Source organism: Burkholderia mycopellens, from assembly GCF_964265025.1.
Lineage (GTDB): Bacteria > Pseudomonadota > Gammaproteobacteria > Burkholderiales > Burkholderiaceae > Burkholderia.
This window is the reverse complement of the sequence record NZ_OZ183804.1, coordinates 917188-941398: the sequence shown is the minus strand read 5'-3', so window position 1 is coordinate 941398 and position 24211 is coordinate 917188. Positions and strand designations below refer to the sequence as shown.

At 68.1% G+C, this 24211-nt stretch carries 20 protein-coding genes and 1 pseudogene; 11 read left to right on the top strand and 10 right to left on the bottom strand.

Going from position 1 to position 24211, the window contains the following annotated elements:
- The first annotated feature begins 176 nt into the window (after positions 1–176).
- Together ACPTTC_RS38200 and ACPTTC_RS38195 are read left to right on the top strand one after the other, a co-directional pair.
- Positions 177–689 (top strand): low affinity iron permease family protein, encoded by a 513-nt coding sequence (locus tag ACPTTC_RS38200; RefSeq protein ID WP_423396425.1) that lies wholly within the window; start codon positions 177–179, stop codon positions 687–689.
- A gap of 509 nt (positions 690–1198) precedes the next feature.
- Positions 1199–1345 carry a DUF3096 domain-containing protein gene (locus ACPTTC_RS38195; RefSeq protein WP_081436544.1) on the top strand — a complete coding sequence of 49 codons (147 nt, stop codon included), beginning with the start codon at positions 1199–1201 and terminating at the stop codon, positions 1343–1345.
- Between the two features lie 125 nt (positions 1346–1470).
- Here ACPTTC_RS38195 and ACPTTC_RS38190 read toward each other — a convergent pair whose 3' ends face one another.
- A complete protein-coding gene (locus ACPTTC_RS38190) occupies positions 1471–1686 on the bottom strand; it encodes a hypothetical protein (RefSeq protein ID WP_423396424.1) in 216 nt (71 codons plus the stop codon).
- A gap of 67 nt (positions 1687–1753) precedes the next feature.
- Here ACPTTC_RS38190 and ACPTTC_RS38185 point away from each other — a divergent pair, with 67 nt between their 5' ends.
- From ACPTTC_RS38185 to ACPTTC_RS38155, 7 genes and pseudogenes are all read left to right on the top strand, one after another.
- Positions 1754–4192, top strand: a complete 2439-nt coding sequence (locus tag ACPTTC_RS38185; RefSeq protein ID WP_423396423.1) for an AsmA family protein — start codon at positions 1754–1756, stop codon at positions 4190–4192.
- Positions 4193–4722: 530 nt separating this feature from the next.
- Positions 4723–4929 (top strand): annotated as a pseudogene (locus ACPTTC_RS38180) (double zinc ribbon domain-containing protein); the annotation flags it as partial.
- 423 nt (positions 4930–5352) lie between these two features.
- A complete protein-coding gene (locus ACPTTC_RS38175) occupies positions 5353–6171 on the top strand; it encodes a hypothetical protein (protein ID WP_423396594.1) in 819 nt (272 codons plus the stop codon).
- Between the two features lie 19 nt (positions 6172–6190).
- Positions 6191–6874: a hypothetical protein gene (locus ACPTTC_RS38170; RefSeq protein ID WP_226199952.1), complete on the top strand. Its 684-nt coding sequence runs from the start codon at positions 6191–6193 to the stop codon at positions 6872–6874.
- A 29-nt stretch (positions 6875–6903) separates the two neighbouring features.
- Positions 6904–8103 (top strand): zinc ribbon domain-containing protein, encoded by a 1200-nt coding sequence (locus ACPTTC_RS38165; RefSeq protein WP_226199954.1) that lies wholly within the window; start codon positions 6904–6906, stop codon positions 8101–8103.
- 242 nt (positions 8104–8345) lie between these two features.
- Positions 8346–9065, top strand: a complete 720-nt coding sequence (locus ACPTTC_RS38160; RefSeq protein WP_175952165.1) for a response regulator transcription factor — start codon at positions 8346–8348, stop codon at positions 9063–9065.
- Positions 9065–10570 carry a sensor histidine kinase gene (locus ACPTTC_RS38155; RefSeq protein WP_226199959.1) on the top strand — a complete coding sequence of 502 codons (1506 nt, stop codon included), beginning with the start codon at positions 9065–9067 and terminating at the stop codon, positions 10568–10570. The genes ACPTTC_RS38160 and ACPTTC_RS38155 overlap by 1 nt, the downstream gene beginning before the upstream one ends.
- A 19-nt stretch (positions 10571–10589) precedes the next feature.
- Here ACPTTC_RS38155 and ACPTTC_RS38150 read toward each other — a convergent pair whose 3' ends face one another.
- Positions 10590–11696 (bottom strand): AraC family transcriptional regulator, encoded by a 1107-nt coding sequence (locus ACPTTC_RS38150; RefSeq protein WP_423396422.1) that lies wholly within the window; start codon positions 11694–11696, stop codon positions 10590–10592.
- Between the two features lie 158 nt (positions 11697–11854).
- Positions 11855–12604, bottom strand: a complete 750-nt coding sequence (locus ACPTTC_RS38145) for an SGNH/GDSL hydrolase family protein (RefSeq protein ID WP_423396421.1) — start codon at positions 12602–12604, stop codon at positions 11855–11857.
- A gap of 320 nt (positions 12605–12924) precedes the next feature.
- Between ACPTTC_RS38145 and ACPTTC_RS38140 the strand changes: the two genes are divergently transcribed.
- The gene (locus ACPTTC_RS38140; protein ID WP_423396420.1) at positions 12925–14559 is read left to right on the top strand and encodes an AMP-binding protein; all 1635 of its coding nucleotides are present in this window, start codon (positions 12925–12927) and stop codon (positions 14557–14559) included.
- Positions 14559–15707, top strand: a complete 1149-nt coding sequence (locus tag ACPTTC_RS38135; protein ID WP_423396419.1) for an AraC family transcriptional regulator — start codon at positions 14559–14561, stop codon at positions 15705–15707. The genes ACPTTC_RS38140 and ACPTTC_RS38135 overlap by 1 nt, the downstream gene beginning before the upstream one ends.
- Positions 15708–15814: 107 nt before the next feature.
- Here the strand turns inward: ACPTTC_RS38135 and ACPTTC_RS38130 are convergent, their stop codons facing one another.
- The 7 genes from ACPTTC_RS38130 to ACPTTC_RS38100 form a co-directional block, all read right to left on the bottom strand.
- On the bottom strand, positions 15815–16051 hold the full coding sequence (locus ACPTTC_RS38130; RefSeq protein ID WP_423396418.1) for a hypothetical protein: 237 nt from the start codon (positions 16049–16051) through the stop codon (positions 15815–15817).
- 26 nt (positions 16052–16077) lie between these two features.
- Positions 16078–16767 carry a response regulator gene (locus ACPTTC_RS38125; protein WP_423396417.1) on the bottom strand — a complete coding sequence of 230 codons (690 nt, stop codon included), beginning with the start codon at positions 16765–16767 and terminating at the stop codon, positions 16078–16080.
- A 113-nt stretch (positions 16768–16880) separates the two neighbouring features.
- The gene (locus tag ACPTTC_RS38120; RefSeq protein WP_423396416.1) at positions 16881–18323 is read right to left on the bottom strand and encodes an efflux transporter outer membrane subunit; all 1443 of its coding nucleotides are present in this window, start codon (positions 18321–18323) and stop codon (positions 16881–16883) included.
- A 4-nt stretch (positions 18324–18327) separates the two neighbouring features.
- A complete protein-coding gene (locus ACPTTC_RS38115) occupies positions 18328–21471 on the bottom strand; it encodes a multidrug efflux RND transporter permease subunit (RefSeq protein WP_423396415.1) in 3144 nt (1047 codons plus the stop codon).
- Between the two features lie 20 nt (positions 21472–21491).
- A complete protein-coding gene (locus ACPTTC_RS38110; RefSeq protein ID WP_423396414.1) occupies positions 21492–22649 on the bottom strand; it encodes an efflux RND transporter periplasmic adaptor subunit in 1158 nt (385 codons plus the stop codon).
- Between the two features lie 274 nt (positions 22650–22923).
- Complete coding sequence (locus ACPTTC_RS38105; RefSeq protein ID WP_423396413.1) at positions 22924–23664, bottom strand: hypothetical protein; 741 nt, start codon at positions 23662–23664, stop codon at positions 22924–22926.
- A 52-nt stretch (positions 23665–23716) separates the two neighbouring features.
- The gene (locus tag ACPTTC_RS38100; RefSeq protein WP_423396412.1) at positions 23717–24157 is read right to left on the bottom strand and encodes a hypothetical protein; all 441 of its coding nucleotides are present in this window, start codon (positions 24155–24157) and stop codon (positions 23717–23719) included.
- Between the last annotated feature and the right edge of the window lie 54 nt (positions 24158–24211).

Sequence of the window (24211 nt, the reverse complement as noted above, 5' to 3'; positions counted from 1 at the left end):
GGAAGGCGATCGTCGGGGCGGGTCGGGCAGCCGGCTGCCTGATGCGCGAACCCCGCGCGACCGGCGTTCGGGCCGCTCGCGCGGGCCGGTCGACCGGGCACGCAAGCTGCTCGTTGATCGGCGGCGCGCGTGCCATTGCGTGCGCCGAGATCGACATCCTTCTCCGCGAGGCGGCCATGCGTGAAGCGAACCCTCCATCCCGCGCCCGGTCGGGCGCACACGACCGGACCTCGGCGGACCCTCGGGCGGTCGCGGTCCGGCATCCCGTCACGCGCGCGTTCGAACGGTTCGCGTCGCACGTGACCGTGTGGGCCGGTTCGCCGATCGCATTCGGCAGTGCCGTGGCTGTCACGCTGCTGTGGCTCGTTACCGGGCCGCTGTTCCACTATTCGGATGCATGGCAGCTCGTCATCAATACCGGGACGACGATCGTCACGTTCCTGATGGTGTTTCTGCTGCAGCGCAACCAGAATCGCGACAGTGTCGCGATGCACCTGAAGCTCGACGAACTCGTCGCCGTCACGCACGCGGCCAGCGACCGGCTGATCGGGATCGAGGACGCGTCGGAGGAAGAACTGCGTGCGATGGCCCAGACCTACCTCGACATGGCGAAGCGGGTCGCCGCCGGGGAGGAACCACAGGACGCCGATCGCGATCGCAAGCCGGCCGACCCTTCGCCGGAATCCTGACGGGCGGCGGCGCGACTGCGCAACTGCGCAACGACCGGCACGCGATCCGCGGACGATTTTTCAAGCGCTTGTCAATTCTGTCCCGTCGCCGCGGCGCGTGACGGCTTCGGCACGACGAAGCGCCGTGAGACGCGCGAACGCCTGGAGGTATTTGCACGGGCGCTCGCACGCCGAGCCAGGCACGGAAATCGCTCCGATCCGCAAGAGAACGCTGCACGACACGTGTCCGTCGTTCAGATTGCCTGCGCGGGTAAAGAATCTTCCGCCGGTGCGGGGAATCGCGTGCAGCGACGAAGCACAACCTGATGCAGTACGCCCGTGGCCGCCGGCTGCGTGTTTGCCTGGCGCCCGGAGATCCGTCGCCGGCATGACTCGGGTCAAGCGCTTGCCTCCTGCCGAGTAGCCGTATGTCGATGGGCGGCAAACGCACTTTCAAGCGACATCGTTTCAGTTTCAGGAGAGGCGCTTCACTCAGCGATATCGCGATCTATTGTCAAGAGGGCAACGCCATGCACGCATTCACGAACCTGAGCCCATTGGTCTCGCTGATCGCCGGAATTCTCATTCTGGTGGTACCGCGCCTGCTGAACTACATCGTCGCAATCTACCTGATCGTCATAGGATTGCTCGGGCTGTTCGGCGGGCATTTCCACTGACGCGCCGCGTGGAGAGACGCTGTGCATGACCGAACCGGGGCACGCACGCGAATGTGCGGGCCAGAGGACATTCAAAAAAGACGGCGCATTGGAACCTGCGTGTGTTCGACGTGCACCTCGACCTGTTAGTTAGCCTCATGAGCGTCTGGCGCAGTGCGCGCGATACCCGTCAGGCTGCCGTCGTCGCCGGCGACGAACCTGTCGCGGTAGAGGGGCTTCGGCGAGAACACCGTCACCTTCGCGCGCACGATGAAGTCGTGGGTGGCCAGCGCCCTCGGCGGGACGCTGCGCGCGAGCGCCCGGCCGGTCGGACGCGCTTGCGGGTCGATATCGTCGGACATCACCGTTCAACGCATATTCAGGAACACGAATTGCGCGATACTGGGCAGCAAACTCGGGGAGTGAGCCATGCACATCGGCCACACCGTCGGCAAGGCGGCCGCGTGGCTTGCCGTGATCGTCACCCTGGCGCTTGCCGCGCTGGTGATCGTCATCGTGACGTTCGACTGGAATCAAGCCCGGCCCTGGATCGATGACAAGGTGTCGGACGCGATCGGACGGCAGTTCGCGATCAACGGCGATCTGCATATCGGGTGGCGTCGGCCCGTGAGCGAGCGGGGCTGGCGCGCCTGGGTGCCATGGCCGCGGTTCATCGCACGCAACGTCACGATCTCCAATCCCGATTGGGCACGCACGCAGTATTTCGTCACGCTGGACGCGATCAGTTTCGAGGTCGAGGCGCTGCCGCTGATGGCTCGCCGCATCGTGATACCGGCAATCGACCTGGTCAATCCATCCGTCGACCTCGAGCGCCTGAAGGACGGTCGAGCCAACTGGACGTTCAAGCTCAAGCAGCCCGCGCAGCCGGGCCGATGGACGCTCGACCTGCATGAGGTCGCGTTTGCCCAAGGCCATCTCGGCTACTACGACCAGCAAAAGCAATTCGATCTGAGCGCGGTGATCGACACGCTCGGCCAGCCGATCCCGTTCGGCGCGGTGATGAAGCAGCAGGAGGCGCTGGCGCACCACGAATCGGCACAGACCGTCGGGCCGGCGGGTCAAAGAAAGCTCGCGGCCCAGGCGCACTCCCGTTCGGTGCAACCGGTGGTGCCCGCGTCGGGCGCCGACGCGGCGTCCCGTGCATCGGCCGCGGCCTCGCAAGCATGGGTCGCTGCTTCGCATGCCGTCGCGACGACATCCGGCGCCGCCATCGCCCCGGCCGCATCCGGCCCACCGGCGGCGTCGAACCCACCCGCAGCTGCCGCCGCGGCCTCGGCGACAATGCGTGCATCGGCGGGCGCTGCGCCCGCCGGATCTCCCGGCGTCGGGACTTACACGATTGGCTGGACCGTCAAGGGGACCTACAAGCAGGGCAATGTCGCCGGCACGGGGAAGATCGGCAATTTGCTGGACGTGCAGGACACGCAACGCCCGTTTCCGGTTCAGGCCGATGTGCGCTTTGGCGATACGCACCTGGCGCTCGTCGGCACGCTGACGGATCCGTCTCACCTGGCCGCGGTCGATCTCAGGCTGTGGCTCGCGGGCACGAGCATGGCCCACCTGTATGACGTCACGGGCATCACGCTACCCGAAACCTCGCCTTATGCGACCGACGGCCGATTGGTCGGCCAATTCCGGGCGTCCGGCAACGTTTTCAAGTACGAGGATTTCACGGGACGCGTCGGCGGCAGCGATCTCGGCGGCACGTTGGTGTACGTGTCGCGCGAACCGAGGCCGCTCTTGTCCGGTACGCTGGTGTCCAGGCTGCTGCAGTTCTCCGACCTTGCGCCGCTCATCGGCGCCGACACGAATGCCAGCAAGGCGCGGCGGGGCGCCGCGGTCGCGCAGCCCGCGAACAAGGCGTTGCCGGTCGAGGCATTTCGCACGGACCGCTGGAAGAAGATCGACGCCGACGTTCGGTTGACCGGGCGGCGCATCGTCAAGACCGCGAGCTTGCCGATCACCGACCTGTCGACCCACATCGTGATGCATGACGGCGTGCTGACGCTCGACCCGCTGAACTTCGGCGTCGCGGGCGGTACGCTTGCTTCGAACATCCACCTGGACGGTAGCGGCACGCCGCTCAAGGGGCGGTTCTCGCTGCAGGCGCGGCATCTGAAACTCAAGCAACTGTTCCCGACGTTCCCGGTGATGCAAACGGCGCTCGGCGAGGTCAACGGCGATGCCGCGTTATCGGCCACCGGCAATTCGCCGGCGGCGCTCGCGGCGACGTCCAACGGCGAGGTGAAGACATTGGTGACCGATGGCACGGTGAGTCTCTTGCTGATGGAAGCGGCGGGGCTGAACGTCGCAAACGTGGTGTACGAGAAACTGTTCGGCACACGTGACGTCAGGATCAACTGCGGCGTGGCCGACTTCGTGGCCACCAACGGCGTGCTCGACTCGCGCGTATTCGCGCTCGACACCGAGGATGCGGTGATCGGCATGGACGGCAACGTGAACCTGCGGGACGAGACCATGAATCTGACGATCCATCCCCATACCAAGGGATTCCGGGTGATATCGCTCCGCTCGCCGCTGTATGTCACCGGGTCCTTCAAGCAACCGCACGTCGGGGTGAAGGCTGGCGCATTGATCGCGCGTGGCGGTGCGGCGGTCGGGCTGGGCTTGCTGAATCCGCTCGCCAGCCTGCTCGCGTTGCTGCAGCCGGGCCACAGTCGCCCGTTGCCGTGCGGGCAGATGCTGGCCGACATGACGCAGCGCCCGACGGCGCCACCACCGGGCGTCCGGCAGAAGACGAAGGCGGCGCCGGCGTACATGAGCGTGCCGCCGGCGGCTTCCGCCGCTTCCGCGGCGACGGGTGCCGAACCCCGGCATGCGAAGTGAGGGAGCCGGGCCTCCTCTCATGGGCGGGACCGCCGTTCTCGCCGGTTGCAAGACGGTGGCGGGCGCAGGCCAGGACACGCTCCAGTGAGCGTCAACGCAAGCTGGCGCACGGCGATGAATACACATCGGGCCGGCGATAGTGCACACGGTGCATCCGATCAGGTTTGCATGCGAATGCGCGCTACGCCGCGTGCCTTACGGATGGCAAAACCTCGTAATTTCAGTGTAATATCCGCTGCAGAAGACCATTTGTATGATCAATTTAAATAATGAAAACAGTCAGCCGGATTCGATCCGGCGACTGAAACGGGGAAAGCTTGAACTCGCCATTCAATACCGGTGCATCCGGATCCGTTGGGCCGTACGTGCCAATTCACGTCGGCCGGATTTCTTCTTCTCTGCATCGACCCTTCCCGCGCGGCCGTCCCAATTCCGACTGATATCCCGCGCTGAACGGCCCGTTCCGCGTCGCTCGCCTTCGTAGCACGCGGCCGGCACGCCGCCATCCCGCGATTCCGACACACGTGCGCATGCTCGCACGGCGCCGTCACGTCGATCGATCGAAAGAAGAGGATTACTTATTTATGACTGCGTGTACCCACTGCGGGACCGATCTGCCCGGCGGTCTCAAGTTCTGCAAGCAATGCGGAACGCCGGTTGCGGCCGTCCGGCCCGAAGCGGCCGGCGCACCGTGTCGGAGCTGCCACGCCGTTCTGACGCCGAACCAGCGTTTCTGCAACAAGTGCGGGACGCCCGTTGCATCGGTCAACGACGCCGGCGCGATCGAGGCCGAGGTGCCCGCGCCGCCGGCCGAGCCGGCACTGCAACCCGCATACGCGGCTGCGGAATCCGCTCACGCGCCTGCACACGGCGCCGTCGATGCTCAAAAACCGCAAACCGGCGTCGAATCATTGGCGGCGAACGCCACGGAAAAAGACATCGCGCACGTCGCGAACACCGCCGATACGGTATCGGGTCGCGCCGGCGCACCGCTGCAATCGCATGACGCCGCAGCCACCGCCGCGCACATGACAGCGGCAGACCATCGCGACGACGCAATCTCTGCGCTGCCTGTCTTGCCTGGCGTCACGGATGCGCAAGCCGCGCCTGCGGGCGCATCGGCGAATGCCGAAGCGGCACTCGCCGACGACGCAACAAGCGTGGTCGATACGGCTGCCCCGCCTCGCGACGTGCCGGATGCCAATGTCACGTCGGCGTCGGCCGAACCCGAGCGCCCGGAGTCCGGCGTGGTGCCCCGGCCGATCGCACGGCCCGCGACGACGACCGACGATCCGTCGGCCAAACTCAAGGTCATCGCAGCCGGCGTCGCAGTCGCCATTGCCTGCGCGGGCGGCGCATTCTGGTGGCACGGCCGCCAGGCGAGCCCACCTGCAACGCCGGAACCGGTCGCCTCATCCACGGTTCCGGCCACCACGGCCAACGCCGCATCGGACCTCGCGGAACCGGGTTCCGTCACCACCGGCGCGGCCGTTGCGACGATGCCGACCGACGCACCGGCGTCCGCGCCGACCGAAACGACCGCCGCAGCCATGACCTCGCCTGCGTCGGGCGCGGCCGTCGTCACGACTGTCGCGACGGCTCCGGCGCCCGTAATGCCACCGGCGTCGAACGCGCCGCCCGCATCGGCGAACGCACAGCAGCCGTCGCCCTTCGCGAAACTGCAGGACGACACGCCCGCGCCAACCCCACCCGCCGCCGTTGCGGAAGCAGCGCGCGGCAAGCCGCGTCCGACACAGCCCGTCCGCCCGTCCACGGCGGCCAACCCTGCCGCGCCCGCCGTCGATGGCCTGCTGAAGCGCGCGCAGGGCGACCTGTCGCGCGGCCAGTACGACAAGGCCATTGCGACAGCGGAAAGCGTTCTTGCGATCGAGCCCGGCAACCGTCCGGCGAAGACGCTCATCGGCAAGGCCAAGGCGCGGCAGATGGATGCACTGCGCAACAACAGCACACTTGAATGAAGCGCCGGAGAATACCGACATGACCATCCAGAAAACCCTCGCCGCCGCCTGCGCGGTCACCTTGCTCGCCAGCGGCTGCGCCACCCAGAACGGGACCGGCGGAATCTCGTCTGAATCCGTGCTGCGTTGTACCGCGCTCGGCGCCGGCGGCGCGCTGGTCGGTGCGCTGATCGGCGGCACCAAGGGCGCGATCGGCGGCGCGGTTGCCGGACTCGCCGCGTGCGCCGTGATCGAAGTCGCGACGCGGCAGACGAAGACGGCGGCCGAAGTCGATCGCGAATATCGCGCGAACAACCGCAACAACCTGCCGCCCTACGCGAAGATCGATGCCTACAACACGGTCGTGACGCCGCGCTCCGCCGTCAAGACCGGCGAGCCGATCAAGCTGGCCTCGCAGATTCGCGCGGTGTCCGGCACCAACGAGCCCGTCCAGGAAATCAAGGAAGTCGTGACCGTTTACGCGCCGTCGGGCGAGCAGTTCAAGCGCGGCGAGAAGATCGTCAACGCGACGCCGGGCAGCGGCGAATTCGACAACAGTTTCACGCTGAAACTGCCGTCGGGGGCGCCGCAAGGCACGTACACGCTGAAAAGCCAGGTCTACCTGAACGGCAAGCCGGGATCGGTCCGGCAATCCAGCATCCAGCTCGCGCAGGTCGACGGCATCACCGTCGTCGCGCTGCTCGACGCCCCCGCATCCCACTGACCGGCCCGCGCCTGCAAGGAGATTCAACGATGTCAACGCTCGATCAAGCCCCCGTGTCGGGGAAGTTCGGACTGCTGCGCGCTGCCGAGGCCGTCACGAACTGGCGCGCACTCGCCATGTGCGCTTTCGCGCTCGTCGCCAGCATGCTGATGGGCATGCTCACGATCCAGGTAGTCAGTCACAGCCCCGTGCTCGGCCTGCTGTTCATCATTGCGACCCTGGCGGTCTCGCTGATCGGCTATTCCGCGGTCGGTATCGTACTGATGCGCGATGCGCAGGGTGAGTCGGTCGGATTCGTCGACGCGCTGCTGCAGGCGACGTTCAGCGTCCACCGCCTCCTCGGGATCGGCGTGCTGCTCGCGCTCGGCTGGGTCCTGCTGCTGCTCGCGCTGCTGATCGTGTTCCTGGTCTGCAAGATCCCGGGCCTCGGCCCGCTGCTGTATGCGATCGCGTATCCGCTCGCGGCGATCTTCACGGGCGCGATCTTCGCCGGCATGGGGTACGTCGGCTATCCGCTGGCGGCACCCGCCATCTGGCAGGGCAACTCGACGCTGCAGACCGCCGCGCGCCTGCTGCAGATCGGCCGCCGTCAACTGCTGAGCGTGATCGTCAGGATGTTCGGGCTGCTGCTGCTCGTCGGCGTCCTGTCCGCGATCGTGTTCGGCATTCTCGGCACGGGCGCCGCGATCGCGTCGTCGATCTCGGCGGCAACCGGCACCAGCCCGTTGGGCGGCCTGATGGGCACGCTCGGCGGCCTGGGCGGCTTCGGCCGGCACGCCGGCGCCTACGGCCTTGGCGCGGATGCGGCGGGGGGCGGGTTCGACTACCGCAGCATGGCCTACCTGGGTGCGTACGGCTTCGGCAACGGCCTGCTGTTCGCGATCGGTCTCGTGATTCCGTTCCTGACGTTCGTCAACGGCACGTGCCTCATCTATCTGCAGACGGTCAGCGGCGTCGATTTCTCCGCGACCGAAGAGAAGCTGAGCCAGCACGTCGCGGACGCGAAACGCCACGCCGAACAGGCTCGCGAGCGCGCCGCCGATCACCTCGCGAAAGCACGCGACTCGCACGCCGCCGGTACGGCAAGCGCGGCGGGGGCAGCTTCGCTGCCGGCGTCGGATGGGGAATCGCCTGCCGCGGACGGCGCTACGGCGTGCGCGCAATGCCACAAGCCGATGGCCGCCGACGACCTGTTCTGCGGCGAATGCGGTGCGCGCCGTCACGCGTGACGGCAGCATCGTCGCGCATCACAGCGCGGCCGGCGGTCACGCGGCGTTGGTTTCGCATGGCGACGGGCGTCGGGCGACGGGAAATATAAATTAATTGTGATCACTTCCCGCCGCAAAATTTTGCACAATGGCGGCAGCGCGGCCCGTTGCCGCGATTTGCCCCCCGGGAACCCGGCCGGCCGGACCGGGGCTTGCCCGAACCGATACCCGACCTCGGCACCGACGTGCCGCCGCCCGCCGCCATGGACCAACCGAAACGCATCCTGATCGTCGAGGACGACGCCGACATCGCCGACGTGCTGAGCCTGCACCTGCGCGACGAGCGCTACGAGGTCGTGCACAGCGCGGACGGCGCCGAAGGCCTGCGCCTGCTCGAGCAGGGCGGCTGGGATGCGCTGATCCTCGACCTGATGCTGCCGGGCGTCGACGGCCTCGAAATCTGCCGGCGCGCACGCGCGATGACGCGCTACACGCCGATCATCATCACCAGCGCCCGGTCGAGCGAGGTGCACCGGATCCTCGGCCTCGAGCTCGGCGCCGACGACTATCTGGCCAAGCCGTTCTCGGTGCTCGAACTCGTCGCGCGCGTGAAGGCGCTGCTGCGGCGCGTCGATGCGCTCGCGCGCGATTCGCGGATCGACGCGGGCACGCTCGACGTCGCGGGGCTGGCGATCGACCCGATCGCGCGCGAGGCGAGCGTGGACGGCGTGCGCATCGATCTCACGCCGCGCGAATTCGACCTGCTGTATTTCTTCGCACGGCACCCGGGCAAGGTGTTCTCGCGGATGGACCTGCTCAATGCCGTGTGGGGCTACCAGCACGAAGGCTACGAACACACGGTCAATACCCACATCAACCGGCTGCGCGCGAAGATCGAGGCCGATCCGGCCGAACCCGTGCGGATCCTCACCGTATGGGGCCGCGGCTACAAGCTCGCCGCGCCGGGCCAGCGGGACGCATGATGAAGCTCACCCTCACCCAGCGGCTGTCGCTCGTGTTCTCGGTGCTGCTGCTTGCGTGCTCCGGCGCGTCCGCGTGGCTGCAGATCCGCGCGAACGACATGCGCGAGCAGGAAGTCGTGCAGGGGCTGTCGCGCGACCTGGCCGCCAATATCGTCAACAGCGTGACCCACAGCGCGCCGCTGATGGATGCGAACGGGCTGCGCCCGGATGCCGTGCGCACGCTGTTCGGCCAGTTGATGGGCGTGAACCCGAGCGTCGAGGTGTACCTGCTCGACAACGCGGGGCGCATCAAGGGCGACGATGCGCCGCCCGGCCACGTGAAGCGCGACCGTGTCGATCTCGCGCCCGTGCAGCGCTTCATCGCGGGCGAGCCGCTGCCGATCCTCGGCGACGACCCGCGCAGCCCCGACGCGCGCAAGGTGTTCAGCGCCGCGCCGCTGCAGCGCGCGGGGCAGCCGCCGTCGGGCTACATCTACGTGGTGCTGCTCGGCGAGGCGCACGACCGGCTGGCCGCGCGGGTCGACGCCGGCAACGTACTGCGCACGACACTGTGGTCGATGGCGCTGGTCGCGCTGCTCGGCTTGCTCGCGGGCCTCACCGCGTTCAGCTTCATCACGCGCCCGCTGCGCCGGCTGACGGATGCGATGCGCCGCTTCGACGCGAACGGCACGCCCGACACGCAGCCGCCGGTGCCGCGCTCGCCGCCGGGCCGCCGTGGCGACGACATCGTCGTGCTCGAATCCGCGTTCGCGCAGATGGCCGACCGGATCGGCGACCAGTGGCGCGCGCTGACGCACCAGGACCAGCAGCGGCGCGAACTGATCACGAACATCTCGCACGACCTGCGCACGCCGCTCACGTCGCTGCATGGCTACCTTGAGACGCTGTCGCTGAAGTCCGACACGCTCGCCGAACCCGAACGGCGGCGCTACCTGTCGATCGCGCTCGCGCAGAGCGCGAAGGTCGGCCGGCTCGCGCAGGCGCTGTTCGAGCTCGCACGGCTCGAATCGGGCGGCGTGCAGGCCGAGCGCGAGCCGTTCTCGCTCGTCGATCTCGTGCAGGACGTGTTCCAGAAATTCGAGCTGACCGCGCAGGCGCGCGGCGTCGCGCTGCATGCGCGGATTCCGCCGCGGGTGCCGGTCGTGTCGGCCGATCTCGGGATGATCGAGCGCGTGCTGACCAACCTGCTCGACAACGCGCTGCGGCATACGCCGGCGCACGGCGAGGTCGAGGTCGCGCTGGAGCCGCGCGGCGACCGCGTGCTCGTGACCGTCGCCGATACCGGGGAAGGGATTCCGGCGGCCCGGCGCGAAGGGCTGTTCCAGCGGCCGCAGCGGCCGATGAGCGGCGGCGCGGTGACGAGCGGCGGGCTCGGGCTGCTGATCGTGCACCGGATGCTGGCGCTCAACGGCAGCAGCATCCGGCTGGTCGACCGGGCCGGGCGCGGTGCGGTGTTCGAGTTCGCGCTGGCGGTGGCTGCGCCTGCTGTCGGCGACGGGCGCTGACCATCGTCGATGCCCGCGTTCAACCGCCGCGCTTGCGCCGCACGTCGCTCGGCGTCCTGCCGGTCCAGCGCTTGAACGCGTGACGGAACCCCACCGCGTCGCTGAAGCCGAGCGTCGCCGCGATGTCCTCGGTGCTGAGCGTGGTCGTGGTCAGGTAGTCGATCGCCAGCGCCTTGCGCACGCTCGTCAGCAGTTCACTGTACGACGTGCCTTCGGCCTCGAGCTTGCGGCGCAGCGTGCGCGCGGTGATGCACAGCGTCCGTGCGATCGCGTCGAGGTCCGGGAACTGCCCCGGCATGCGCGTGAGCTCCTGGTAGACGCGGCGCGTGACGCCCGACTGGGTGCGCAGTTCGTCGAGCAGCCGCGCGCAGTGCGACGACACCTGCGCGGCGGTGATCGGGTTCGCGAGCTGCGGTGCGCGCGTGAGCCACGCGGCCGGGTAGCTGAGCACGTTGCGCGGCTGGTCGAACGCGAGCGGGCATTCGAGCGCGTCGGACAGCATGGCCGCGTGCGGCGGCTCCGGCTGCGTGAACTGCGCACGCGCCGGCACGCACCACGCGCCCATCACGTCCTTGATGATCGTCACGTGCAGCGCGAACTGCATGTCGATCAGGAAGCGGTACAGCGGCTCGTCGAGACAGGGCAGCGGCATGGTTTCCCGATCGGGAAACAGCCACGAAACCGTATCGTCCTGCACGACCCAGCCGATTTCGAGCATGCGGTTCGCGAGCTGGTGGTATTTGACGGCCGAGTCGAACGCGTGGGCCATCGATTCCGAGCACAGCATCGCGTAGCCGTACATCCCGTAGCTCGACGCGTGCAGCCGGTGCCCGACCCGCACGCCGAGATCCGGCTTGCCGTAGGCGCGGATCGCGTTGCCCGCGGCGGTCAGGAACTGCCGGGACGACGTGAGCGTGAACGGATCGGCGACCGCGGCGGGATCGAGATCGGTCCCCGCCAGCACGGCAGCGGCGTCGAGCCCCAGGTCCGATGCGACCTGCAGCAGGACCGCGAGCTTGGACGGCGAGAAGCACTTCTCGCGCAGCATGGCGGGCAGCGCGGCATCGGGCGACCGATCGCCGGGGGGCCGTATCTTGGCCGGTTTCAACGGCGCGTCGCGCAGCATGGGTGAGTCCTGAGTCCGATTCGATACCGATTCCAGGTACGCGATTCTGCCCTCGAATGCGCCGGGTCGCCACGGGGTTCACCCTGAGTCCGGCCGCCGCCCGTGGGCCGGACCGTCTGCCGCGCAGGGCGCCGGCGCGCCGTTTTGCCCGATGTCGACTACTTCCCCGTGTGCAGGGGTGCGCCCGTCTCGCCGAGCAACGTCAGAATTCTGTCGGTGACGAGTTCGGCCCATCGACGATATTGATTCGGCCCGGGATGGTACCGGTCGATTGCCATCTCGGCGGGATTCGCGGCCCACTCGAGCGACACGTAACGTCGCGCGGGATGGAGGTCGACCCAGCGCTGCAAGATCCGGTCGAGTCGAATGGCGTAGCGGCCGAGGTACCACCGCAGCGGATGCGGTGCGGCCGGCAGGATGCGCAACGGCGGCAATCCTGTCACGACGATGCCGGCGGCGCCGGTTCGCAGTCCGAGATGATCCGCGAGCGCGATATAGTCGCGGATGAATTGCCCCGGCTTGCGCTGGGACGTGACGTCGTTCGTGCCGAGCGCCGTGACGAGGTAGTCGGCCGGCCCGATCGTGCTGCTCATCGACAGCTTCAACGCCTCGTCCGTATTGACGCCGGACTTCGCGATCAGTTGCCATTCGACCCGTCGGCCCGTGGCGCGTGCCAGGAGCCGTGCAACCGGCTGCGCCAGTGCCTGTTCCTGCTCGTCCACGCCCACGCCCGCCGCCGAAGAATCGCCGACCACCAGGATGCGCAGGGGCGCCGTCGAACCATCATCCGCGCCCTCGCTCCCTGTACGGGGACCGTTGGCCTCGGGCAGGCGCAGCGCGGTTCTGCGCAACCAACGTGCCTGAGCCAGCAGGATCGGGCCGAGCGCGTACTTGTATAGCGTCAACATGGAGCAAGAAGATCGAGGTGATGCGCTTTCGCAGTGAAGAATCGCGGAGGCTACGCGACTTCGTTCAGAAAGGCCAGCGTGGCCGCGATACGGGTCTTGTCGCGCAGGATCTTCCGATGACCTTGCTTGCGTGTCCGTTTCGATCATCTTTACGGCCGCATCGATCATTTGCAAAGCATGGCCGGCGGGCGATAGTCGGCCTTCGTGCGACGACCTGCGCCCAAGCGGCACGGGGCGTCGACCGAGCGGCGCCAGCATCGATCCGGGAGCGGTTCCCGCGATGCGCGAAGCCTGCGCGCCGGCCGCACAAGGATACCTACATGATCAAGAGACACTGGACCGCGTCATATGGCGCGATCCCCGCCGAGATCGATCCCGATCGCTTTCCTTCCGTCAGCGCGCTGCTGGACGACGCGATGCGCCGGTTCGCCGATCGCCCGGCGTTCCACTCGTATGGCCGCACGCTCACCTATGCCGACGTCGACCGCCTGTCGACCGCGCTGGCCGCGTATCTGCAGCAGGTCGTGGGCGTCCGCAAGGGCGATCGCGTGGCCGTGATGCTGCCCAACGTGCTCGCGTTTCCGGTCGTCTTCATCGCCGTCGCGAAGATCGGCGCGATCCAGGTCAACGTGAACCCGCTCTATACGGCGCGCGAACTCGAGCATCAGCTCGATGACGCGGGCGTCGAAGTCGCCGTGGTGTGCGGCGGGTCGATGGGCACGTTCGCCGAAGTGGTCGGCGGCACGCGCGTGCGCACCGTGCTGAGCGTCGGGCGCGGCGATCTCGGCGTCGTCGATGCGCCGGCCGGCGCGTGCGACGCACTGCCGCCCGGTTCGATCCCGCTCGCGGATGCCATTGCCGCCGGGGAATCGCTCGCGCTCGAACCTGTCGCGCTCGGCGGCGCGGACCTGCTGCTGCTGCAGTACACCGGCGGCACGACCGGCCTGTCGAAGGGCGCCGCGCTGTCGCACCGCAACCTCGTCGCGAACATCGAGCAGTTCGGGGCGATCGTGCCGGCCGCGCGCGCGCCGGGCGAGGAGGTCGTCGTCACGGCGATCCCGCTGTATCACATCTTCGCGCTGACGGTGAACTTCCTATCCTACTTCGCGATCGGCGCGCAGAACTGGCTGGTTGCGAACCCGCGCGACATGGACGGCTTCATCGACGTGCTGAAGGCCGCGCGGCCGACGGTGTTCGTCGGCGTGAACACGCTGTACGCGGGGCTCGCCGGCCATCCGCGCCTGACGGAAGTCGACTGGTCGCGGCTGAAGCTGTCGGCCGGCGGCGGCGCGGCCGTGATCGACGTGATCTCGTCGCGCTGGCAAGCGGTGACGGGCAACTTCATCCGCGAGGGCTACGGGCTGTCGGAAACGTCGCCGGTCGTGTCGTTCAACCCGCAGTCGATCGACGCGTTCACGGGCACCACCGGCGTGCCGCTGCCGTCGACCGACGTGAAGCTGCTCGACGACCAGGACAACGAGGTGGCGATCGGCGGCGCGGGCGAGATCTGCGTGAAGGGGCCGCAGGTGATGGGCGGCTACTGGCGGAAACCGGACGCGAACGCAGCCGCGTTCACGGCGGACGGCTATTTCCGCACCGGCGACGTCGGCGTGTTCGATGAAGCCGGTTTCCTGCGGATCGTCGACCGCAAGAAGGACATGATCATCGTGTCGGGCTTCAACGTGTACCCGAACGAAGTGGAAGCCGTCGCGACCGCGGTGCCGGGCGTCGCCGAATGCGCCTGCATCGGCGTGCCGGACGCGCGCACGGGCGAGGCCGTGAAGCTGTTCGTGGTGCTGGCGCAGGATGCCGACGTGACGGAGGAACAACTCGTCGCGCATTGCCGCCAGAGCCTCGCGGGCTACAAGGTGCCGAAGCTCATTCGCTTCGTCGACCGGCTGCCCAAGTCGACCGTCGGCAAGATCCTGCGCCGGGAACTCAGCCGCACCGACTGATGGCGTCGGCGCGCCGCGCAGCACCCGGCGCGCCGAGGGCCCGGAAGGCTCCGCGTGGGCCGCTCAAGTACAATGCGAGCGGTTCGATCGACGGGGACGCGATGACCGGTTCAGATTCACTTTCCGCCCAGCCCGGGCGTGCGCTGCCGTCGCCGAGCGCGACGGTGCCGATCTCGCTCGTCAATGGCTTCCTCGCGAGCGCGGGCGTGCAGCGCGACATCGTCGAGCGCTACCTGCGCGGGGCCGGCATCCCGATCGAGCTGCTCGGCGAGCCGCATGCGCGCGTGACGGAGGAGCAGTTCTCGACGCTGTACCGCACGCTCGCGATCGACCTCGACGACGAGATGCCCGGCATCTTCTCGCGCCCGCTGCGCGGCGGCACGCTGAAGTACCTGTGCCTGAGCCTGCTCGATGCGCGCAACCTCGAAACGGCGCTGCATCGTTTCGGGCAATTCTTCCATATCCTGCTCGACGATTTCTTCGTCGAATCGAAGCGCGACGGCCTCGTCGCGCAGGTGCTGCTGCGCCCGAACGACGCCATCGGCCCGATCGGCGCGCTCGGCCAGGAATTGATGCTCAAGCTCGTGCATGGCGTGTGCTCCTGGCTGATCGGGCAGAAGATCCCGCTGCTGCGGATCGAGTTCGCGTGCCCGCGGCCGCGCCATGCGGTCGATCACCTGTACTTCTTCACCGGTTCCGTGCAGTTCGATTGCGAGCGCACGCTGATGCGCTTCAGCGCGGACTACCTCGATGCGCCGATCCGGCAGAGCAAGCGCAACCTGCGCAAGTTCCTTGCGCGCGCACCGGGCGACTGGATCTTCGAGTCGTTCAGCGAACAGCTGGTGTGCCATCGCGTGCGGCAGTACCTGTCGGAAGCGTTGCCCGACCTGCCGGCGATCGACCAGGCGGCCGAGCACCTGCATTGCTCGGTGCGCACGCTGAGCCGCCACCTGGCTGCCGAGGGGACGACGTTCCAGGTGCTCAAGGACGAACTGCGGCGCGACATCGCGATCCAGCGGCTGACCGACACGCCCGACACGATCGCGGCGATCGGCGCCGACATCGGCTTCGACGATCCGAGCGCGTTCCATCGCGCGTTCCGGCACTGGACGGGGAGCACGCCGGGCACTTACCGGCGGCGCGCGTAACGCGTCGGGCGTCGTGCGTCGCTTCAAGGTAGCCGGTTCCCATAATCGGCTACCTTCTCGAGTTCCCATGGATGGCTCCCATACGCGACGTGACCGGACTCGCGTGTTCATCGACGGGTGCGCGGCGCGCGCAGCAGTTTGACCAGATCGACGACCGACGCGACCAATCCGGCCAACAGCAACGCGGCGAGTACCAGGTAGTCCGGTGTCTCGCGAATCACGGCTGCGAGCGCGCCGTTCGTCGCGGGAAACCAGACCGCATGAATCAGGCCGTACCCGACGAACGTTGCATCGGCGATCGTCAGCCCCACAGCAACCGTCAGGATGCCGAAGATTCGCGCCACACGCCGCCGCGATCCATGACGCGCGTTCACTGCGTGCTGCGCAGCCGGTAGCCGACGCCGCGCATCACCTCCGGCATCCCCGACGCGCCCGCGCATTCGAGCTTCTTGCGCAGCCGGCTGATATGGCTGTCGACGGTACGCTCCAGCGCATCGACGTCGGCGAGGCAGGCGTCGATCAGTTCGCTGCGCGTGAACACGCGGTTCGGCGAGCCGGCCAGGTGCGCGAGCAGCCGGAATTCGGTCAGCGTCAGCGACACGCCGGTTTCTCCGGCGTCCGTGCGGACCGTGGTCAAGTAGCTTTGCGTGTCGATTTCAAGGTTGCCGACCTTGATGAAGCGTCCCGACGCGGCCGTTTCGACGCGACGCAGGATCGCACGGATGCGCGCGACCACCTCGGCCGGATTGAACGGCTTCGTGATGTAGTCGTCGGCGCCGAAGCGCAGCCCCTGCAAGCGATCGATCTCGCGGTCGAGCGCCGTGATGATGACGATCGGCGTGTCGCCGCGGCGTCGCAGTTCGACCAGGACTTCCCAGCCGTCCTTCTCCGGCATCCTGACGTCGAGCAGGATCAGGTCGGGCTTCAACACGGGCTGCACGTCGAGCACGGCCTGGCCGTGGCCGACGCGGTAGGTGCGAAAGCCGTCGTGGGCGAGGTAGGCGTCGAGTATGTCGGCGATCTCCGGATCGTCTTCGGCAATGAGTATCAGAGGGTTCATCGGGTTCACTGGAAGTGAGCGTGACCGGTAGGCGGGCCGGCGGCGCGGCACGTGCGCCGCCGGACTTCACCGTGCTTTCAGTCGTCGCGAACGGATCGGCGACGGCGCATGGCTCAGTTGTTCGCCACGTTGTCGGCGGGCGGCACGTCGGTGTCGATCAGCCCGCCACCGAGCGCCTTGTAGAGCGCGACCGCGTTGTTCAGTTCGGCGTTGCGCAGATCCAGCAACGCCTGGCGCGCGGCATACAGCTGCCGCTGCGAGTCGAGCAGCTCCAGCCGATCCTCGATGCCGGCGCGATAGCGCAGGTTCACGAGATCGGTGCGGCGCTCGGCGCTTTTGACGACCTTCGTCTGCGCGTCGATCTGGCGGCTGAAGGTCTCGCGCCCGGCGAGGCCGTCGGCCACTTCGCGGAACGCGGTCTGGATCGCGCGTTCGTACTCGACGACCGCGCTGGACTTGCGCACTTCCGCGAGATTCAGCTCGGAGCGCAGCCGGCCGCCCTGGAAAATCGGCAGCGTGACCTGCGGCGCGAAGCTCCACACGCGCTGGCCGCCGTCGAACAGGCTGCCCAGCCCCGGGCTGAGGAAGCCGATCGACGAGGTCAGCGACAGGCGCGGGAAGAACGCCGCGCGCGCCGCGCCGATATCGGCGTTGGCGGCGACGAGGTTCTGCTCGGCCTGCTGGATGTCCGGCCGGCGGTACAGCAACTCCGACGGCAGGCCGGCCGGCAGTTGCGTCATCACCGGCTGGCGTTCCAGCGACAGCGGGTCGGGCAGGGTCTTCGGCAGGTCGGTGCCCACCAGCAGTCGCAGCGCGTTGTTCGCCTGCTCGACGGCGCGCGAACGCGCCTCGAGATCGGCGCTGGCGCTCGCGACCTGACCTTCGGCCTGCGCGATGTCGACGCCGCTGGCCTGGTCGGCGAGCTTGAGCCTGCGTGCGAGATCGAGCGACTGGCGCCAGTCGCCCAGCGTGCGTTCGGACAGCGCGCGTTGTTCCTGCGCGAGGCGCTCGGCGAAATACGCGTTGGCCACGGAGCCGACGAGCGCGATCTGCACGGCGCGGCGGCCGTGATCGGTCGCGAGGTAGCGTGCGAACGCCGCATCGGACAGCGACTTCACGCGGCCGAACAGGTCGATCTCGAACGCGCTGACGCCGACGTTCACACCGTACTGGTTCTGCGTGTTTTCGAGCAGCGGCGGGTTCGATTGCGAGTCGGCCGCCGTGCGCTGGCGCGTGAAGCTCGCGCCGGCGCCGATCGACGGCAGGCGCGCGGAACGCTGGATGCCGTACTGCGCTTCCGCGGCCTGGACGTTCAGCGCGGCCAGGCGCAGGTCGCGGTTGTTCTCGAGCGCGAGCTCGATCAGGCGCTGCAGGCGACGGTCGCCGAACATCGTGCGCCAGCCGAGATCGGCCGCGTTCGCGTGCGGGTCGGCCGCGGCAGCGGTCGTATAGGCGGTCGGCACCGGCATCTCGGGCCTGACCAGCTTCGGCGCCATCGAGCACGCCGACAGCGCGAGGGCGGCGGCAACCGCTGCGGAAAGAATGAGTAATCGCATGGCATCAACCTTCATGTTCGTGGGTCACGGCGGCGGGCTGCTTGCCGGATGCGCGCCATGCCGAGAGGCGTTCCTGGATGCTCATCACGAACACATAGAAAACCGGAACGAAGAAAATGGCCAGCACGGTGGCGGTCACCATGCCGCCGAACACGCCGGTGCCGATCGCATGCTGCGTTTCGGCGCTCGCGCCGGTCGCGATCATCAGCGGTACGACGCCGAGGCCGAACGCGAGCGAGGTCATCAGGATCGGGCGCAGACGCAGCTTCGATGCCTGCACGGCCGACTCGATCAGCCCCATGCCTTCCTCGCGCAACTGCTTCGCGACCTCCACGATCAGGATCGCGTTCTTCGCCGACAGGCCGATCACGGTGATCATCCCGACCTTGAAGAACACGTCGTTCGGCAGCCCGCGGAGCATCACGGCGCCGAGTGCGCCGATCAGGCCGAGCGGCACCACCAGCATCACCGACAACGGAATCGCCCAGCTCTCGTAGAGCGCCGCGAGCACCAGGAACACGACGACCATCGACAGCGCCATCAGCATCGGCGCCTGCGATGCCGACTCGCGCTCCTGCAGCGACTGGCCGGTCCACGCCACCGTGAAGCCCGGCGGCAACTGCGCGGCCAGACGCTCCATCTCGGCCATTGCCGCGCCGCTGGAGTAGCCGGGGGCCGAGCCGCCGGAGATACGGGCGGACGGATAACCCTGGTAGCGCACCATCTGCAGCGGGGTTTCCGACCAGACCGGACGCACCACTTCGGACAGCGGCACCATGCCGCCGGTCGCGTTGCGCACGTAGAGCTTCATCACGTTCTCGATCTGCATGCGCGCCGGCGCATCGGCCTGGATGATCACCTGCTGCATGCGGCCCGCGTTCGGGAAGTCGTTCACGTAGGTCGAGCCCATCGCGGCCGACAGCGTGTCGCTGATGGTCGTGAACGACACGCCGAGCGCTTCGGCCTTGTCGCGGTCGATGTCCAGCTTCACGCTCGTGCCGGCCGGCAGGCTGTCCGGATAGACGCCGGTCACCACCTTGCTTTGTGCGGCGAGTTCGAGCAGCCTGGTTTCGGCCGCCTTGAGCGCGGCGTAGCCCTGGTTCGCGCGATCCTGCAGGCGCATCGTGAAGCCCGAGCTGGTGCCCAGCCCGTCGATCGCGGGCGGCAACAGGCTCATGACCGTGCCTTCCGTCACGCCGCCCATCGCGGCCTGCGCGCGCATCGCTTCGTCCATCGCGGTTGCGTCTCCGCGCTTGTCCCAGTCCTTGAGCACCGCGTAGTTCAGTGCCGCGTTGGAGCCGAGGCCGGAGAAGCCGTAGCCGATGATCGAGATGCTCGATTCGATGCCCGGACGCGATGCGAGATGCTTCTCGAGCGTCTTGACCACGTCGCCGGTGCGCTCGACGGTCGAATCCGCCGGGAGCAGGAAGCCGGTCATGAAGTAGCCCTGGTCTTCCTCGGGCAGGAACGACGACGGCAGCATGCGGAAGCCGAACACCAGCGCGGCGGAAATCGCGACGAACAGCAGCATCACGCGGCCCGTGCGGCCGACCAGCCGGCCGACGCGCGTCTCGTACCATTGCGTGAGGCGGTCGAAGCGGCGGTTGAACCAGCCGAAGAAGCCGCGCTTCTCGTGGTGGCCATGCTCGACCGGCTTGAGCATCGTCGCGCACAGGGCCGGCGTCAGCGTCAGCGCGAGCAGGGCCGAGAACATGATCGACACGGCCATCGACATCGTGAACTGCTGATAGATCACCCCGACCGAACCGCTCGACAACGCCATCGGCAGGAACACGGCCGTCAGCACCAGCGTGATCCCGATGATCGCGCCGGTGATTTCCTTCATGGCCTTGATCGTCGCGTCCTTCGGCGACAGGCCTTCTTCCACCATCAGGCGTTCGACGTTCTCCACGACGACGATCGCATCGTCGACGATGATGCCGATCGCGAGCACCATGCCGAACATCGTCAGCACGTTGATCGAGAAGCCTGTCATCAGCATGACCGTGAAGGTGCCGAGCATCGCCACCGGCGCGACGATCGCCGGGATCAGCGTGTAGCGCACGTTCTGCAGGAACAGGTACATCACCAGGAACACGAGCACCATCGCCTCGATCAGCGTGTGAATCACCTTCTCGATCGAGATCTTCACGAACGGCGCGGTATCGAACGGGATCGAGTAGGTCATGCCGGCCGGCATGGTCTTGGCGATCATGTCGAGCTGCTCGCGCACGGCCTCGGCGGTCTTCACCGCATTGGCGCCCGGCGCCAGCTGCACGCCGGCGAAGGTGGCGGGCTTGCCGTTCTCGCTGTTGACGAAGGTGAACGCCTGCGGGCCGAGTTCGACCCGCGCGACATCGCCGAGCACGACCTTCGAGCCGTTCGCATTCGCGCGCAGCACGATCTTCGCGAACTGCTCCGGCGTCGTGAGCTGGCCTTGCGCGGTGAGCGGCACCGTGACGCGCTGGCCCGGCAGCGCGGGCGCCGCACCGAGGCTGCCCGGGGCGATCTGCACGTTCTGCTGGCTGACGGCCGTCGTCAGGTCGTTCATCGACAGGCCGTAGGTGATCAGCTTCTGCGGATCGACCCAGATGCGCATCGCCTGTTCGGAGCCGAACAGCTGCACCTTGCCGACGCCTTCGACACGTCGCAGGTCCTCGACGATGTTGCGCGCCATGTAGTCGGCCAGCGCGTTTTCATCGTAGCGGCCGCTGTCCGACTTCAGGCCGACGAACAACAGGAAGCCCGTGGAGGCGGATTCCACGATCACGCCGTTTTGCCGCACGACGGGCGGCAGGCGCGGCTCGACCGACTTGAGCTTGTTCTGCACCTCGACCTGCGCCATCGCCGAATCGGTGCCGGGCTTGAAGGTCGCGGTGATCTTCGCCTGGCCGGAGGTATCCGACGCCGATTCGAAGTACAGCAGGTTCCGCACGCCGGACAGCTCGCGCTCGATGAGGCTCAGCACGCTGTCGTTCATCGTCTGCGGCGTGGCGCCCGGGTAGGTGGCGGTAATGGTGACGGTCGGCGGCGCGACCGACGGATAGCGCGCAACCGGCAGTTCGGGGATGGCGATCAGGCCCAGCAGGATGATGAAGAGGGCGATTACCCACGCGAACACCGGGCGCCGGATGAAGAATTGGGACATGACTGGAGGCTCCCCGTGACTCAGTGCGACGAAGCGGTCTTGACCGATTCAGGCGCCTTCCAGGCGGTCGCCGTCACGGCCGCGCCGTCGCTCAGGCGCTCCATGCCTTCGACGACGACCTTCTGGCCCGCCTGCAGCCCCGATTTGATGCGGTAGCTGCGGTTCGTCAGCTCACCCAATTCGACGGCCTTCAGGTGCGCCTGGCTCTTCGCGTCGAGCACCCACACCTGCGGCTTGCCGCCTGCGCGGACGATGGCCTGCTGCGGCACGGTCAGCGCGTTGTCGAAATGCCCGCGCGGGATGCGGGCACGCACGTACATGCCCGGCAGCAGCTCGCGTTTCGGGTTGTCGACCAGCACGCGCAGCAGCACGTCGCCGGTGCCGGGGTCGACGTTGACGCCGGAGAACAGCATGCGGCCCTTCACGTCGTAGCGCGAATCGTCGTCGCGCAGCACGTCGACCGGCAGCCCGTTGCCCGCCGTGTCCGGCTGGGCCGTAAGCGCGCCGCGCAGCGATTCGAGCGACGCAGCCGGCTGGCGCACGTCCACGTAGACCTGGTCGATCTGCTGGATGCGCGCCATCGGCTGGCTGTCGCTGCTCGCGACCAGCGCACCTTCGGTCACGAGGGCCTGGTCGATGCGGCCCGTGATCGGCGCCTCGACGGTCGCGAACTTCAGGTCGAGCTGGCGGCGGGCGAGCGTCGCGCGGGCCTGCGCGACGTCGGCGGCGGCCTGATCGCGTTGCGATACCGAATCGTCGTACACCTGACGGCTGATCGCGTCGGCCTCGACCAGCGGTTTAAGACGGGTGGTCTGAACCTTGGCCCGCTCGAGCGCGGCTTCCGCGCGTTGCAGGGCCGCCGCGGCCGTGTCCATGTCGGCCTTGAACGGCGCCGGGTTGATCTGGAACAGCGGCTGGCCGGCGCGCACTTCCGTGCCCTGCTCGAACAGCCGCCGCTGCACGATGCCGCTGACCTGCGGCCGGATCTCGGCGATCCGGATGGCCGCGACGCGGCCCGGCAGGTCTTCGGTCAGGTCGAGGGGGGCGCCGGCCAGCGTCATCGCCGCAACCGGGGTGGCCGGCGCGGCGGCCTGCTGTTCGGAGGGCCCGCAGCCCGCCAGCATCGCCGCCACCAGCGCGCACACGGCGCCGTAGCAGGCTCGTTTCTGATTTTTCATGTGGACTCCATGAGACGCAGGCACCCAACGGCCCGCATTGTCGGATCGCAGTGTGCGTGCGCCCGATGGAGTTTTTTGTGCGGAAAGATGGAGGTTTGATGGAGGAGAAAGCCATGCGGGAGGAAGGCGGAAGCGGCGGAGCTGCTACCTTGCTTTGAAGCCGCCGGCTCCCATAACCGGCAACCTTCGTGCGCTCCCATGAACGACACCCGTCGGAGATGCCGACGGCGGCCGTCGTGCAGGCGTGCGACGCGAGGGCTTCGGGGCCGGCCGGTCAGGCCGCGACCGAGGCGGCCGCCGCGCGCACCTTTGCCGCCCGCAGATGCCGATCACGATCGGCCAGCCAGTCCTTCCGCTCGCCGCGCCAGCCCACCGCATGGATGCGATCCATCCGGCGAGCGGCCAGGGTTGCCGCGCAGGCCAGGCCGGAGAGCGGGATATCGAGCAGGCGCCAGCGGCCGGCATGCGGCGTATCGACCTCGCGGAATGCCCCCGCGAGCGGCGCCAGCGCATCGAGCGTGGCGCCGTGCCCGGTCCCGCACGCGTTCGAGATGCTGTCCAGCCGCAGCTGGTCGCGCGATGCCGGATCGGCGAGCGCGCCGGTCTGCGCCATGCCGAGCCCGATCGGGCCACGGGCGATCGCGATGACGATCCAGATCCCGGCATGGCCGACCACGACGTCGAGCCCGTCCAGCCCGTCGCAGCCCGCGACCGCGATATGGTCGGCGTCGCGGTCGATCAGCGTCAGCTCGTCGGCCGCGCGGCCGGCCAGCGTCCCCAGGATCACGCGTAGCGCCGACCGGCCGATCGCGAAGCGGCGGCCGTGCGCGCGATTCGGATGCGTCCGGGCACGCCGCAGTTCGGTCTTCGACAGGTAGAGATGGCCTCGCTCGCTGGTGACGAACTGCCATTCGCCGCGCAGTCGCCACAACAGGATTTCGCCGGGATCGGGGAGCCGCGACGGACATGACGCAAGCGTGTGCGAGCCGGTGATCGTCAGGGTGGGATAGCGCATGCCGGCCCTCGTGTCGGTGGTGAGTTCAACGCGGCGTGGCGCACCGGCCGCGTCATGCCTGTTGTCCGGCCTGCCGTGCTTCGTTCTCCGAAGGCTGCCGCGTGAGTCGCGTGGCGAGCGAGACGGCTTGCTCGAACGACGCCACCGCATGATGCGGAATCCCGAATGCCTTGACGGCGACTTCGCCCTGCGCCGCGACTTCCGCGCGTCGGTCGGGATCGGGTTCGACGCTGACGAGTGCCTTGCAGACGGCGCCCAGCGCCGCCTTGTTCTGCTTGAGCCAGACCGCACGATGCTTGCGGTCGTCGTGGCTCTCGTCGGTATCGAGCTCGACGTAGACGATCACGAACGGCTCGCCATGGCGCATCAGCGTGTCGATCTCGCCTTCCCAGCGGGGCGCGTAGCCCGGCGTCGCGTGTTCGGCGCGAAACACGCAGACCGGAAAGCGATGGATGTCGTGTAACGCGAAATCATTCGGATTGAGAGCGGGCATCGGGATGGCTCCGGTGGGTGAGCGACGCCGAAGCGTCGGGGCGCCGGGTGGCGG

What these genes read in the sequence shown, in the direction of transcription:
- ACPTTC_RS38200 (WP_423396425.1), top strand. Translation starts at nt 177, where the DNA reads ATGCGTGAAGCGAACCCTCCATCCCGCGCCCGGTCGGGCGCACACGAC.
- ACPTTC_RS38195 (WP_081436544.1), top strand. Translation starts at nt 1,199, where the DNA reads ATGCACGCATTCACGAACCTGAGCCCATTGGTCTCGCTGATCGCCGGA.
- ACPTTC_RS38190 (WP_423396424.1), bottom strand. Translation starts at nt 1,686, where the DNA reads ATGTCCGACGATATCGACCCGCAAGCGCGTCCGACCGGCCGGGCGCTC.
- ACPTTC_RS38185 (WP_423396423.1), top strand. Translation starts at nt 1,754, where the DNA reads ATGCACATCGGCCACACCGTCGGCAAGGCGGCCGCGTGGCTTGCCGTG.
- ACPTTC_RS38170 (WP_226199952.1), top strand. Translation starts at nt 6,191, where the DNA reads ATGACCATCCAGAAAACCCTCGCCGCCGCCTGCGCGGTCACCTTGCTC.
- ACPTTC_RS38165 (WP_226199954.1), top strand. Translation starts at nt 6,904, where the DNA reads ATGTCAACGCTCGATCAAGCCCCCGTGTCGGGGAAGTTCGGACTGCTG.
- ACPTTC_RS38160 (WP_175952165.1), top strand. Translation starts at nt 8,346, where the DNA reads ATGGACCAACCGAAACGCATCCTGATCGTCGAGGACGACGCCGACATC.
- ACPTTC_RS38155 (WP_226199959.1), top strand. Translation starts at nt 9,065, where the DNA reads ATGAAGCTCACCCTCACCCAGCGGCTGTCGCTCGTGTTCTCGGTGCTG.
- ACPTTC_RS38150 (WP_423396422.1), bottom strand. Translation starts at nt 11,696, where the DNA reads ATGCTGCGCGACGCGCCGTTGAAACCGGCCAAGATACGGCCCCCCGGC.
- ACPTTC_RS38145 (WP_423396421.1), bottom strand. Translation starts at nt 12,604, where the DNA reads ATGTTGACGCTATACAAGTACGCGCTCGGCCCGATCCTGCTGGCTCAG.
- ACPTTC_RS38140 (WP_423396420.1), top strand. Translation starts at nt 12,925, where the DNA reads ATGATCAAGAGACACTGGACCGCGTCATATGGCGCGATCCCCGCCGAG.
- ACPTTC_RS38135 (WP_423396419.1), top strand. Translation starts at nt 14,559, where the DNA reads ATGGCGTCGGCGCGCCGCGCAGCACCCGGCGCGCCGAGGGCCCGGAAG.
- ACPTTC_RS38125 (WP_423396417.1), bottom strand. Translation starts at nt 16,767, where the DNA reads ATGAACCCTCTGATACTCATTGCCGAAGACGATCCGGAGATCGCCGAC.
- ACPTTC_RS38120 (WP_423396416.1), bottom strand. Translation starts at nt 18,323, where the DNA reads ATGCGATTACTCATTCTTTCCGCAGCGGTTGCCGCCGCCCTCGCGCTG.
- ACPTTC_RS38115 (WP_423396415.1), bottom strand. Translation starts at nt 21,471, where the DNA reads ATGTCCCAATTCTTCATCCGGCGCCCGGTGTTCGCGTGGGTAATCGCC.
- ACPTTC_RS38110 (WP_423396414.1), bottom strand. Translation starts at nt 22,649, where the DNA reads ATGAAAAATCAGAAACGAGCCTGCTACGGCGCCGTGTGCGCGCTGGTG.
- ACPTTC_RS38105 (WP_423396413.1), bottom strand. Translation starts at nt 23,664, where the DNA reads ATGCGCTATCCCACCCTGACGATCACCGGCTCGCACACGCTTGCGTCA.
- ACPTTC_RS38100 (WP_423396412.1), bottom strand. Translation starts at nt 24,157, where the DNA reads ATGCCCGCTCTCAATCCGAATGATTTCGCGTTACACGACATCCATCGC.